The organism is Pantoea sp. SO10, from assembly GCF_005281435.1.
Classification (GTDB): Bacteria; Pseudomonadota; Gammaproteobacteria; order Enterobacterales; family Enterobacteriaceae; genus Pantoea; species Pantoea leporis.
In genome coordinates this window covers 193,063-205,994 of record NZ_CP040096.1, presented here as the reverse complement: position 1 = coordinate 205,994, position 12,932 = coordinate 193,063, and the positions used below count along the sequence as shown (strand labels likewise).

Here is a 12,932-nt window from a genome sequence, read left to right as displayed (position 1 = left end):
AAAATGTTAACTCTGCGCAAACTCCCTATCGCGGTTGCTATCGCGGCAGGCACGCTCGCTGCCCCGTCGATGGCAGTCGATTTTACCGGCTATGCCCGTTCCGGCATCGGCTGGACCGGCAGCGGCGGGGAACAGCAATGTTTTCAGGCCACCGGCGCTCAAAGTAAATACCGTCTGGGCAACGAATGTGAAACCTACGCTGAGCTGAAGCTGGGCCAGGAAGTGTGGAAAGAGGGCGATAAGAGCTTCTACTTCGATACCAACGTCGCCTATTCGGTTTCTCAGCAGAATGACTGGGAAGCGACCTCGCCAGCGTTCCGCGAAGCCAACGTCAAAGGCAAAAACCTGATCGACGCGCTGCCGGGTTCCACCATCTGGGCCGGTAAGCGTTTCTACCAGCGTCATGACGTGCATATGATCGACTTCTACTACTGGGATATTTCCGGTCCTGGTGCCGGTCTGGAAGATGTCGATCTCGGCTTCGGCAAACTCTCCTTTGCCGCCACGCGCTCCTCCGAAGCGGGCGGTTCTTACACCTTCTCCAGCGATCAGATCCGTGATTACGCCACCAGCACCGCCAACGACGTGTTTGATGTGCGCCTCGCAGGTCTTGAAACCAACCCGAACGGCGTGCTGGAGCTGGGCGTCGATTATGGCCGCGCCAACGCGCGTGACGGTTATCGCCTCGAAGATAACGCCTCCAAAGATGGCTGGATGTTCACCGCTGAACATACGCAGAGCATGCTGAAGGGCTACAACAAATTCGTGCTGCAGTACGCCACCGATGCGTTGACGTCGCAGGGCAAAGGGCTGCCGCAGGGCACCAACATCAACAACAGCGGCAGCATGTATCGCGTACTCGATCACGGTGCGATTAGCCTCGCCGATCGCTGGGATCTGATGTATGTCGCCATGTACCAGAACACCGATCTCGATAACAACCGTGGTACCGAGTGGTACACCGTGGGCGTGCGCCCCATGTACAAATGGACGCCAATCATGAGCACGCTGCTTGAAGTGGGCTATGACAACGTGAAGTCGCAGCAGGTTAACGAGCGCAACGGCCAGTACAAAGTGACGTTGGCGCAACAGTGGCAGGCGGGCGACAGCATCTGGTCGCGTCCGGCGCTGCGTCTGTTCGCGACCTACGCCAAGTGGGATGAGAAATGGGGCTACAGCAAAGACAGCTCAGGTGATTTGACCTCCTTTGCTTCTAACGACAGCAGCGGCAACGGCATTCTGACCAACAGCCGTGGCAACGACGATGAGGTGACATTCGGGGCGCAGATGGAGATTTGGTGGTAATGCTCCCGCATGTGGCTTAACTGAGACAATCTCTTTTCGGCGCGGTGCGCCATTGCCTGGTTCGCGCCGCCGCCTGACAGTTTTTTGAGGTTATACAATGAGAATGAAAAAAACGGTTTTTGCGCTCTGCCTGAGCGCCGCGCTGCTGGCCGGCCAAAGTTTACCGGCGCTCGCGGATGTCAATCTGGTGCCACAGGATCTCTCTGCCGCGCCCACATTCCCCGCCGCCAGCCTGCAAACGCTGAGCTGGCTGCCGGTCGATACCTCCCGCACGCAGGTCACTACGCTGAGCGAGAGCCACAGCAACCTGAATGCAGCGGGCGTGACGGGTTCGGTGGCGGCCTACAGCTTGCCAGCCAATATCGGTGAACTCACCATTACGCTGAGCAGTGAAGTGAAACAAAATCAGGTGTTCGCACCGAATGTGCTGGTGCTGGATGAGAACATGCGTCCGGCGGCCTGGTTCCCGGCGCGCTTTTTCACCTACCAGCAGCCGGGCGTGATGGCGGCGGATCGGCTGGAAGGCGTGATGAAACTGACGCCTGCGCTGGGTCAACAAAAGATCTATCTGCTGGTATTCACCACCGAGAAGGATTTGACCGAAACCACCACGTTATTGGATCCGGCAAAAGCCTACGCACGCGGTACTGGCAATGCGGTGCCGGATATTCCCGATCCGATTGCGCAGCACAGCCGCGATGGCACCCTGAAACTGAAAGTGAAAACCAGTTCAGGTTCATCCATTTTGGTTGGACCACTGTTTGGATCATCGAGTCCTGCGCCGGTAACGGTGGGCAATACGCAGCCGGTTGCGCCGGCGACTTATCGTGCTGCCCCGGTTTCGGATGCAAAACCTAAACCGATCATGACGGATACCGAAAGTTACTTTAATCAGAACATCCGCGAAGCCGTTGAGAAGGGCAATATCGATAAGGCGTTGAAGCTGCTGGATGAGGCCGAGCGTTTAGGCTCCACGTCGGCCAGACAGGTGTTTATCAGCAGTGTTAAAGGCAAGGGGTAATCCGCCCCGGCAGTGCTGATTTGTCCCATCTGGTGCGCTTCGGCGCACCTTTTTTATTGGGAGCCAAAGTTCGTAGCGGCGCAATTTATTGCGCGATAATTCGCGCCGCTACGAAATGTGCGGTATTTGATGCGGTGCCTGTCAGATCGACATTGCGCAATGAATTGCGTAATGCTTGTCAGTTAAGCCAACGACGAGTGCGCAGGCCGGGGACACTTTTGGGCTGGCGGTCCTCGCGCCGCTAGCGCGGTACCTTCACTTCGCTCGTCTGCCTGACGGACCGGCAGAGACGGAACCTCCTTGTTCCGGCTCCGCCTTTCGCCCGCGTCCTGCGGGCTCTCCTGGCTTCCTCGCTGCGTTCAGCGCTGCGGATTGCCTGCCCAAAAGTGCCCCCGGCCTGCTCATTAACTTCAGTGCGTATTGTTAAAAGGGCTCATTCGTTTCAGGCGCTGGCGCGTCTGCTGCGGCAAAAGGGCTATCCGCAGCGCTGAGGCTTTTACGTTGGGCCAGGAGCCTCACGCATGGATGCGTGAGGCAGTTCGGGGCCGGCCAGGACGGCCGATCCCCGAACGGTCCGTTGGCACAACGTGGAAGCCGAAGGTACCGCGCTAGCGGCGCGAGGACGGCCCGTGACGCAGCAGATGTGTCAGAGCCCGCTACCTATTCAAAGCAACATGCTTTCTTAACTTACAAGCATTACGCAATGAATCGCGCCGCTACGGGTGAGTGCGACAGGTAAGTTCGCCATCCGTGGCGAACATTCATTTCACTTTCCGCCTCCGTTGATCGATATCCGCCAACAACGCATTGATCTGCGGGTCAGCAAACATCGCCTCCAGCGAAGCGCTGAGTTTGCGGCGCCAGTTGGGATATTGGCGGGTGGTGCCGGGAATATTCACCGGGGAAGCCATATCCAGCCACTCTTCAGGTTGCAGGCCCAGCAGCGCGCTATTGCTGTCGGCCAGATAACGCTGCATCGCCGCACTTAACCCGCGATCCATCACCTGCGGTTCGGCCTGTTCGGGCAAGCAATTGCTGCGTTGCAGGCTCTTAAACAGCGCGCGGCGCGCGGCTAAGCGTGACTTATTCAGCCCGGCAAGAATTTGCTTATCAGGATAAAGCCCCAACTCGCTGCCCAGCCGTAAATCGTCGCTTTGCCACCAGCCGCGCAGTGTCGGCATATCGTGGGTAGTAGCGACCGCCATCGCCTGACGTGGCCAGCGGGCGGGGGCGCGAAAGGCCACTTTGGACGTCTGCTCAAAATAGAGCACTTTGTAAGAGTAAACGCCCGCGTGGTAGAGCTTGCCGATGATCTTCTCCGGCACCGTACCCAAATCCTCACCAATCACCATGCAGTGATGACGCTGACTCTCCAGCGCCAGAATCGCCAGCAGATCGTCGATGGGATAATGCACATACGCGCCTTCGGCCGCGCTTTCGCCCTGCGGGATCCACCACAGTCGCAGCAGCGCCATCACGTGATCGATGCGCAGCGCGCCGCAGTCGTGCATGTTGGCGCGCAGCAGATCAATCCACGGCTGGTAGGCGCGCGCCTGCATAATCTGCGGATCCATCGGCGGCAATCCCCAGTTCTGGCCCAGCGGGCCGAGGATATCCGGCGGCGCGCCGACGCTGGCCTGCAAGCAGTAAAGCTCGCGATCGCTCCAGGTTTCCGCGCCGCCCTGCGCCACGCCCACGGCCAAATCGCGGTATAAGCCAATCGGCATCGCCTGCTGCTGGCACACCGCCCAGCAATCAGCAAACTGGCGCGCGGCCAGCCATTGCAGCCACAGATAAAAGCGCACGTCATAGGTGTGTTCGATGCGGAATGCCCGCACCGCTGCGCTCTCGGGCGACTGCAACGCCGCAGGCCAGGTTGTCCAGTCGTAACGCTGAGGGTCTTCGGCGATCTGTGCGGCGTGCAGCGCATCAAACACGCCCTGATGCAGCAGACTTTCACCGCCTTGCTGCATAAAACATTCAAAGGCGACAACCAGGCCATCATCCGCACCGCGCTGCCTGAACTGCTGCCAGGCGAGACGCAGCGCCTGCAGTTTGAGCGCAGTGACCGCTGAATAATCGACCCATTCAGCGTCCCGCGCCGCCCGTAGCACTTGCTGCGTGCTGTCCGCCTGCCACCAGCGTTGCGCTTCTTCACTCAGCGTAAAATCCTCAACGGCGGCGACATCGATATACAGCATATTGAGCCAGCGCCGCGACGAAGGGCTGTACGGACTGGCGCTTTCCGGCGTTGCCGGGAACAGCGCATGCAGCGGGTTCAGCCCAATACAGGCACCGCCGCGCTGCGCGACCTCAACCAGCATCTGCTTTAAGTCGCTGAAATCGCCGATTCCCCAGTTGGACGCCGACCGCAAGGTATACAGCTGAATGCAGGCGCCCCACAGCGATTGCCCTTGCTGGATGGCTGGTGGCTCGTAACAGCGCACGGGCGCGACAATAATCCGACAGTGAAATGCCTGCTGCTGGGCGCTAAAGCTTAGCTGGTGATAACCCAAAGGCAGCGCAGGCAAAACGATCGGCTGGTTGGCGATAGCGCGCCCTTGCCAGCGTTCGCCCTGTTCCGCGATCAGCTGCCATTCGCCTGTTATGCCGGGCGCAGGCAGCACAATCTCCGCGTGTTCTTCCTGCACGATCAATATCGGCGGCAGCGGCGAAGCGTGCGGTTGCGCGGGATGCATCGCCGCCAGCAAACGCTGGCGGGTACCGGCAGAAACCGATTGCAGCTGGCCGTGCGCGTCGATGTATTCGCTGGCGATTTCGGCGGTTGGCATCATGGTACTGTTCATCGCGCGGCCTGCCAGATGCGTTGCTGATAGTCGCGGATGGCGCGATCGGCGCTGAACATGCCGCAGCGCGCGGTGTTGAGGATCGCGGCGCGCGTCCAACCATGCTGGTCGGCCCACAAGGTTTCTGCCTGTGCCTGCGCGTTGAGATAGTGACGAAAATCGGCCAGCACCAGATAAGGATCGCCGCCTTTGGCGCTCAGGCTGTGCAGCAGCGGCTCGAACGCGGTGACGTCGCCGTCGCTAAAGGTGCCGTCTTCTAACGCTTTCAATACCCGATCCAGCTGCGCATCTTTTTTGCGCCACGCGTCAGGCGAGTAACCTTCTGCTTGCAACGCGCTGACCTGATCAACGGTATGACCAAAGATAAAGATATTGTCGCGCCCAACCTGCTCAGCGATCTCCACATTGGCGCCATCCAGCGTGCCGATGGTTAAGGCGCCGTTCAGCGCCAGCTTCATGTTGCCGGTGCCGGATGCCTCTTTGCCAGCGGTAGAAATCTGCTCGGAGAGATCCGCCGCCGGGATCAGCCGCTCGGCAACCGTAACGTTGTAATCAGGCACAAACACCACTTTCAGGCGATCGCCAATGCGCGGATCGTTGTTGATGGTGGCCGCCACTTTGTTAATCGCGTAGATGATGTTTTTGGCCAGCATGTAACCCGGCGCGGCCTTGGCACCAAACAGCACCACGCGCGGCGTCAGGTTGGCCTGCGGATCGCTCACCAGCGTTTGCCACAGCGCGATAATGTGCAGCAACGCCAGATGCTGACGCTTGTACTCGTGCAGGCGCTTGATCTGCACATCAAACATCGCCTCAGGATTCACCTGGATGCCGGTGCGTTCTGCAATCCATTGCGTGAGTGAAACCTTGTTCTGCTGCTTGATGGCGCGATACTGCGCCTGGAATGCGGCGTGATCGGCATAGGTCTCTAACGTTTTCAGCTGATCGAGATCGGTGATCCACGGCTGATCGAGGGTTTGGCTGATCAACGCCGCCAGCGCCGGATTGCACTGATTAATCCAGCGGCGCGGCGTGATGCCGTTGGTGACGTTATGGAATTTCTCCGGCCACAGCGCGTGATATTCCGGGAACAGATCTTTCACCACCAGCTGCGAGTGCAGCGCCGCCACCCCGTTCACCGCAAAGCCGCTGGTGACGCAGAGATTAGCCATACGCAGCTGGTTATTGTGTACCAGCGCCAGTTTCGCCCAGGTCACTTCGTCGCCCGGCCAGCGCGCTTCAACCTGCTTTTTCAATTGGGCATTGAGTTGGTTAACGATCAGCATATGGCGCGGCAGCAGGGCGCGCACCATGCGCACATCCCAGCACTCCAGCGCTTCAGGCATCAAGGTGTGATTGGTGTACGCAAAGGTGCGCTGGGTAATATGCCACGCCTCGTCCCAGCTCAGCGCGTGTTCATCCAACAGCAGGCGCATCAGCTCGGGGATCGCCAGCGTGGGATGGGTATCGTTGAGCTGAATCACCTCATAATCCGGCAAGCTGGCAATGCTGCGTCCGGCGCGCTGATGACGGCGCAGAATATCCGCCAGCGAGCAAGCGCACTGGAAATACTGCTGCATCAGGCGCAGCTTTTTGCCGTTGTCGTGATTGTCGTTGGGGTAGAGCACTTTAGTGAGTTTTTCAGCTTCAATGCCCGGCTGCTCGGCGCGCAGAAAATCCCCGTTATTGAAGCGCTGCAGATTAAACGGCTGCGCATGTTTCGCCTGCCACAAGCGCAGCGGCTGAGTGACGCCATTCTGATAACCGACTACCGGCAGATCCCAGGCTTCGCCGAGAATTTGCACCGCCGGCTCCCAGCGCGCAACGCCATTGTGCGTGATGACTTTGCCGCCGAGATGCACCGGCACAGTTAACGCCGCGTTATGGTTAAACCACGGATAGCTGTCGCGCTGCCAGTCATCCGGCATCTCCTGTTGCGCACCATCAACAAAGTGCTGGCGGAACAGACCGTACTGATAACTGAGTCCGTAGCCGGTGGCGGGTTGTCCCACGGTTGCCATCGAATCGAGAAAACAGGCGGCGAGCCGACCCAAACCGCCGTTGCCTAGCGCCGGATCGGTCTCACACGCTTCCACGTCGCTTAGCGTGATATTCCACTCGGCCAGCGCCTCGTTCACCTCGTCATACCAGCCAAGGTTGAGCAGATTGTTGCCGGTGAGACGACCAATCAAAAACTCCATCGAGATGTAGTTAACGTGACGCTGCGGCGTGGCCGCAGGTGGCGCAGGCATCTCCGCCAGCATGTCGGCCAGTGCGCCACTCAGCGCCTGCCACCATTGGTTGGGCGTCATCTCTTGCGCATCGTGCAGACCAAAACGTTGCCATTGTCGGATTAGCGCGTGTTTAAAACGGGTGCGATCAAATTTCATAATCAGTCCTGTCAGGGCGGAGGTGAATGTGCTTCATTCTGCGCGTCAGCCATGACGCGCTCCTCCTCCTGCACCAAATTCAGCGGGGAGGATGAGCGGGGAGGAGAGGCTGAGGGAAATCTTAAAGTGTGACAGGAATGTGATAACCGTCGCTTTTGTTAAGACTGCTTAATGGGTTAGCTTGCATTAGGTAAACGAATATCTGAACGTATGTGACTATTAATTACGAAGCGTAAAATAATGATGCGCCACGTTTAGGGAGAAGCGTTTACCGATGTTAATACCCTCCAAACTTAGCCGACCGGTCCGCCTTGAGAACACGGTTGCGCGCGAGCGCCTGATGCAAAAACTCGGCGCGGCGGGCAATTACCGTTTGGTGTTGGTGACCAGTCCGGCGGGATATGGCAAAACCACGCTGATCTCACAATGGGCGGCGGGGAAAGCCAATCTGGGCTGGTATTCACTGGATGAGGGCGACAATCAGCCAGAACGCTTCGTCGATTACCTCATCGCGGCTCTGCAGCAGGCAACGCAGGGCGGCTGCGCCTCCAGCGAAGCGCTGGCGCAGAAACGGCAGTACATCAACTTAAATGCGCTGTTCGCTCAACTGTTCAATGAGCTGGCGGCGTGGCAGCAACCGATTTGGCTGATCATTGATGATTACCATCACATCACCAATCCCGCGATTCACGACGCGATGCGCTTCTTTTTACGTAACCAGCCGGAAAATGTGACGCTGATTTTGCTGTCACGTAATTTGCCGCAGCTCGGCATTGCCAACCTGCGCGTGCGCGAACAGCTGATTGAGTTAGGCAGCCAGCAGCTGGCGTTTACCCATCACGAAGCCAAACAGTTTTTTGATTGCCGCCTGACAACGCCGCTGGAATCGGAAGAGAGCGGGCGTCTGTGCGATGACGTGGCGGGTTGGGCGACGGCGCTGCAGCTGATCGCGCTCTCGACGCGTCAGGGCGCGAGCTCCGCTCAGGATTCCGCGCGCCGCCTTTCCGGCATTAACGCCAGCCATCTGGCGGATTATCTGGTTGAGGAGGTGCTGAATAACGTGGATAGCGCCACACGACATTTCTTACTGAAAAGCGCGCTGCTGCGATCGATGAACGATACGCTGATCGCCTGCGTAACCGGCGAAGAACAAGGGCAGATGCGGCTGGAAGAGATTGAACGTCAGGGCCTGTTTTTGCAGCGCATGGATAACTCGGGCGAGTGGTTTAGCTATCATCCGCTGTTTGGCAGTTTTTTGCGTCAGCGCTGTCAGTGGGAACTGGCGGCGGAACTGCCTGCGTTGCATCGCGCGGCGGCTGAAAGCTGGATGCGGCTGGGTTTCCCTGGCGAAGCGATCTATCATGCGCTGGCGGCTGGTGATGCGTTGATGCTGCGCGACGTGCTGCTGCAATACGCCTGGACGCTGTTTAATCAGAGCGAACTCACGCTGCTGGAAGATTCTCTCAAGGCGCTGCCGTGGGAAATTCTGCTGGAAAATCCAAAGTTAGTGCTGTTACAGGCGTGGCTGATGCAAAGCCAGCACCGGTTTTCCGAGGTGAGCAGTTTGCTCACGCGCTTTGAGCACTCCTGCAGCGAACAGATTGATGATGTGCTGCGCGGCGAATTCAACGCGCTGCTGGCACAGGTTTCGATAAATGACGGTAACGCTGAAGAAGCCGAGCGGCTGGCGTTGCTGGCGCTCGACGCGCTGCCGGAAAGCCGTCAATACAGCTGCATCGTGGCGACGTCGGTATTGGGCGAAGTGATGCACTGCAAAGGCGAGCTGAGCAGTTCGCTGAAGTTGATGCGCCAGACCGAGCAGATGGCGCGCCGCGAGGAAGCGTGGAATTACGCGTTGTGGAGCCTGATTCAGCAGAGTGAGATTCTCTTTGCGCAGGGGTTTTTACAGTCCGCATATGAGATACAGGAGCGGGCATTTGTGCTGGTGAAAGAGCAGCATCTGACACAGTTCCCGATGCATGAATTCCTGCTGCGAATTCGCGCGCAACTGTTGTGGGCGTGGGGCCGACTCGACGAAGCAGAACAGGCGGCGCGCGAAGGGATAAAAGTGCTGAAAGGCTATCAGCCGCAGCAGCAGATTCAGTGCCTCGGTTTGCTGGTGCAGTGTTCGCTGGCGCGCGGCAATCTCGATAATGCGCGCAGCCACTTGAGTCGGCTGGAGAATCTGCTTAACAACGGATCGCTGCACAGCGACTGGATCGCCAATGCCGATAAGGTGAGAGTGATTTTTTGGCAGATGACCGGCGACAGCCAAAGCGCCAGTAGCTGGATGCGCCAGACGGTGAAACCGGAATTTGCCAACAATCATTTCCTGCAAGGTCAGTGGCGCAATGTCGCGCGTGCGCAGATTCTGCTAGGAAATATGAGCCAGGCCGAAGTGGTGCTGGATGAGCTGAATGACAATGCGCGCGCGCTCAACCTGATGAGCGATATGAATCGCAATCTGCTGCTGTTAAATCAGATTTACTGGCAAACTCAGCGCAAAGCGGAAGCGCAGCAGGCGCTGACCGAAGCATTAAAACTGGCGCGTAGCACCGGTTTCGTCAGCCATTTTGTGATTGAAGGTGAAGCGATGGCGCAGCAGCTGCGTCAACTGATTCAGCTCAATACGTTGGATGAACTCGATAATCATCGCGCCAGACGCATTCTCAGCGAGATTAATAAATATCATCGCCATAAGTTTGCCCATTTTGACGAAGGCTTTGTTAGCCGCCTGATTAATCATCCCGATGTGCCGGAGCTGATCCGCACCAGCCCGCTAACCCAACGTGAATGGCAGGTTTTGGGGCTGATCTATTCGGGATACAGCAACGACCAAATTGCTGGCGAGCTGGATGTCGCTGCTACCACCATCAAAACGCATATCCGCAATCTGTACCAAAAATTGGGCGTAACGCACCGCGCGGAAGCGATGAATCAGGCGCAGTCGATGCTGCGGATGATGGGGTATGTTTAAGGCGGACAGCGGCTCGCGGTTCAGACATATTCCAGAAAATAATGTCCCTCTGAAGGGGAGCGGATATAGGCAAACCCAGACACGCCCAAGTGCATACCTGCAATCAACAGGTTTTCTCGTGAAGCGCGCTCAAGAATTGCTCTTCGTGTTCGCTCTGCCTGGTCAGGATCGTAATCAAAGGCGATTGAAACTTGCGGATGGGCAATTTGAATATGCGGATAATGCGTGATATCACCCCAAATCAGTAATTTTTCATCGCGGGAATCTATCAGGTAGCCGCTGTGACCAGGCGTATGTCCCGGTAGGCTGACTGCGGTGATATCTTCAGCAATCGCTGTTTCATCCGTAAATCGAACAGTTGGATAAGCTTCGAACGTGCGACGAAACAGCGAACCATTCATCAGTGCGCGTTCACTCAGGCTAGTTAATTTTTCATTATCCAGCCAGAAGTTTGCTTCTGCTTTGCTAATGTAGAGTGCTGCATTTCGGTAAGCGGGTCGCCCATTCTCACCCAGCAGACCGCCAATATGATCGGGATGCGCGTGGGTCAACAACACGGTATCAACATCGTCAGGCATGATGCCGGATAAAAGGAGGTTTCGTCTTAATTCTCCACCGATATGATTGAGGTTTCCCATACCCGAATCGATCAATATTATTCGTCCCGCTCCACGGATGAGATAGCTATTAATTTGAATATCATCCGCTGCTTTTATTCCGGCGTGTTGCTGTATATTTACCGCTGCTTCAGGTTCTATTCCAGATAACAGACTCAGGCTGGCTTTCATCACGCCATCACTAAGCGCAGTGACCTTATAATTGCCGATATCCCTTGTGCTGAATACGTTCGTCAAAATTACCTCGTCAAATGTAGATAATAAAAATAGAAGATGACTCTGTTTGCTTAATTAAACGTCGCATTACTTAAGATGTTGCGGCAATATTTATTGTGTGGCTATCATCATTCTCGACTGAGTTGTGACCGGAAAAGTTATGGACATTAAGTTATTGCGCTCTTTTGCTCTCGTCGCCGAACTCGAGCACATCGGTCAGGCAGCTGAGAAATTGCATATTTCAGCATCCCCTTTGAGCCGCCAAATTCAGCAACTGGAAGATGAGTTAGGTGTGGCACTTTTTCATCGGGAAAAGAAACGCCTCTATCTCAGCGCCGAGGGCAAGCAGTTCCTGACAGAAGTGAAGGCATTGCTTTTGCACCATGATCGTCTGAATGGACTGGGTAAAAGTTTGAAAAATGGTCAGTCAGGCAGGCTTGATATTGGCTATGTCGAAGCGGCCATTCACTCACTTCTGCTTCCTGAAAGCCTTGCCCGGTTAAATTGCTCGTCAAAAGTTGATATACAGCTCCATGCCTTACGCTCACAGGCACAAATCGATGCGCTAGCGAATCATGCGCTGGATCTGGCACTGGTTTATAACGAGCCCGAAGAGGATGACTGTTTTGCCTTTCAAAGCGTGTTAGTTGAGCCGGTGGTGCTGGCTATGCCAATAGAACAGGCAATCAGGGATCCCAGACCTGAGCAGTTACACATGAAGCGCTGGATCGCCGATAAGCAAAGTCTAAACACGGCAGTGTCCAACCGCTTGCTTGAGGTGTGTGAAGTGAGTGGGTTTACGCCTGATATTCGGCTTGAGGTTAGCGGACCACTGGCGGCGCTCTCCTGTGTTGAAGCAGGGCTGGGATTTACCTTTATTCAGCGAAGTCTTGCGCGCCTTGCTTCGTCGTCTGTCATTGTTGTTGAAGTACCCTGGCTGGCGCTGTATGTGAATCTCTATGCGATATGGCGGAGAAATGAGGCCAAACCGCTGGTCAGCCGCTTACTGACGTCATTGAGGGAACACGTTCCCTCTTGATGTTAATGTGATAGCCACTCATCGCGGGTTAATTCCCACAATTCATAATCGAGAACACCCGCGACATACTCTTTTTTGCCGGTTTCTATCAGACGCATGCCGGATTTACGTGAGATCTTCACTGAGCCTGTATTCACCGCCGCTTTTGGCACACGTAATACTTCGCGACCCAGCGTTTTAAACCAGAAATCATTCACGGCGTTGCACGCTTCACTCATATAGCCACGTTGCTGCCACTCAGGTACCAGCCAAAATCCGCGGTTATCATTTTCTGCATCGCGCAGTTCGATCAGACCGATCAATTCCTCAGGCTTCTCCTGACGTCTGATACTCCAGCACCAACCTCGACCTTCCTTGACAGCGGGCAACACCACGTTATCGACATAATCCTGCGCGGCACCTTCAGGATAAGGCCAGGGCACATTGGCATTGAGATAACGCACGATCTCCCAGCGCGGGAAAGCGATTTGCATCGCCTGCCCATCACGACTTTCCAGTGGCTTCAGGATTAATCGTTTCGTTTTGATTTCTGGCGTCATATGTCCTCCCTTTGAAACGTC

At 56.3% G+C, this 12,932-nt stretch carries 8 protein-coding genes; 4 read left to right on the top strand and 4 right to left on the bottom strand.

Annotated features, from left to right (window positions below):
• The first annotated feature begins 3 nt into the window (after window positions 1-3).
• Together FCN45_RS20475 and malM are read left to right on the top strand one after the other, a co-directional pair.
• Entirely contained in the window at window positions 4-1,305 is a 1,302-nt protein-coding gene (locus FCN45_RS20475; protein WP_137387053.1) for a maltoporin, read from the top strand.
• A 97-nt stretch (window positions 1,306-1,402) separates the two neighbouring features.
• Complete coding sequence (gene malM, locus FCN45_RS20470; RefSeq protein WP_137387052.1) at window positions 1,403-2,326, top strand: maltose operon protein MalM; 924 nt, start codon at window positions 1,403-1,405, stop codon at window positions 2,324-2,326.
• A gap of 761 nt (window positions 2,327-3,087) precedes the next feature.
• Here malM and malQ read toward each other — a convergent pair.
• Complete coding sequence (gene malQ, locus FCN45_RS20465) at window positions 3,088-5,133, bottom strand: 4-alpha-glucanotransferase (RefSeq protein ID WP_137387051.1); 2,046 nt, start codon at window positions 5,131-5,133, stop codon at window positions 3,088-3,090.
• On the bottom strand, window positions 5,130-7,523 hold the full coding sequence (gene malP / locus FCN45_RS20460; protein ID WP_137387050.1) for a maltodextrin phosphorylase: 2,394 nt from the start codon (window positions 7,521-7,523) through the stop codon (window positions 5,130-5,132). Before malP ends, malQ begins: the two co-directional genes overlap by 4 nt.
• 274 nt (window positions 7,524-7,797) lie before the next feature.
• Between malP and malT the strand changes: the two genes are divergently transcribed.
• Window positions 7,798-10,500, top strand: coding sequence for an HTH-type transcriptional regulator MalT (gene malT / locus FCN45_RS20455; protein WP_137387049.1), 2,703 nt, complete (start codon window positions 7,798-7,800; stop codon window positions 10,498-10,500).
• Between the two features lie 20 nt (window positions 10,501-10,520).
• Here the strand turns inward: malT and FCN45_RS20450 are convergent, their stop codons facing one another.
• Window positions 10,521-11,354, bottom strand: coding sequence for an MBL fold metallo-hydrolase (locus tag FCN45_RS20450; RefSeq protein WP_371419612.1), 834 nt, complete (start codon window positions 11,352-11,354; stop codon window positions 10,521-10,523).
• A gap of 139 nt (window positions 11,355-11,493) precedes the next feature.
• Between FCN45_RS20450 and FCN45_RS20445 the strand changes: the two genes are divergently transcribed.
• Complete coding sequence (locus FCN45_RS20445) at window positions 11,494-12,372, top strand: LysR family transcriptional regulator (RefSeq protein WP_137387048.1); 879 nt, start codon at window positions 11,494-11,496, stop codon at window positions 12,370-12,372.
• 2 nt (window positions 12,373-12,374) lie between these two features.
• On the opposite strand, the gene FCN45_RS20440 is transcribed toward FCN45_RS20445, so the two are convergent.
• A complete protein-coding gene (locus FCN45_RS20440) occupies window positions 12,375-12,911 on the bottom strand; it encodes a GNAT family N-acetyltransferase (protein ID WP_137387047.1) in 537 nt (178 codons plus the stop codon).
• Between the last annotated feature and the right edge of the window lie 21 nt (window positions 12,912-12,932).

Bases quoted from the DNA above. Each gene is read 5' to 3' on its own strand.
- FCN45_RS20475 (WP_137387053.1), top strand. From the start codon at position 4: ATGTTAACTCTGCGCAAACTCCCTATCGCGGTTGCTATCGCGGCAGGC.
- FCN45_RS20440 (WP_137387047.1), bottom strand. From the start codon at position 12,911: ATGACGCCAGAAATCAAAACGAAACGATTAATCCTGAAGCCACTGGAA.
- malT (WP_137387049.1), top strand. From the start codon at position 7,798: ATGTTAATACCCTCCAAACTTAGCCGACCGGTCCGCCTTGAGAACACG.
- malM (WP_137387052.1), top strand. From the start codon at position 1,403: ATGAGAATGAAAAAAACGGTTTTTGCGCTCTGCCTGAGCGCCGCGCTG.
- FCN45_RS20445 (WP_137387048.1), top strand. From the start codon at position 11,494: ATGGACATTAAGTTATTGCGCTCTTTTGCTCTCGTCGCCGAACTCGAG.
- malQ (WP_137387051.1), bottom strand. From the start codon at position 5,133: ATGAACAGTACCATGATGCCAACCGCCGAAATCGCCAGCGAATACATC.
- malP (WP_137387050.1), bottom strand. From the start codon at position 7,523: ATGAAATTTGATCGCACCCGTTTTAAACACGCGCTAATCCGACAATGG.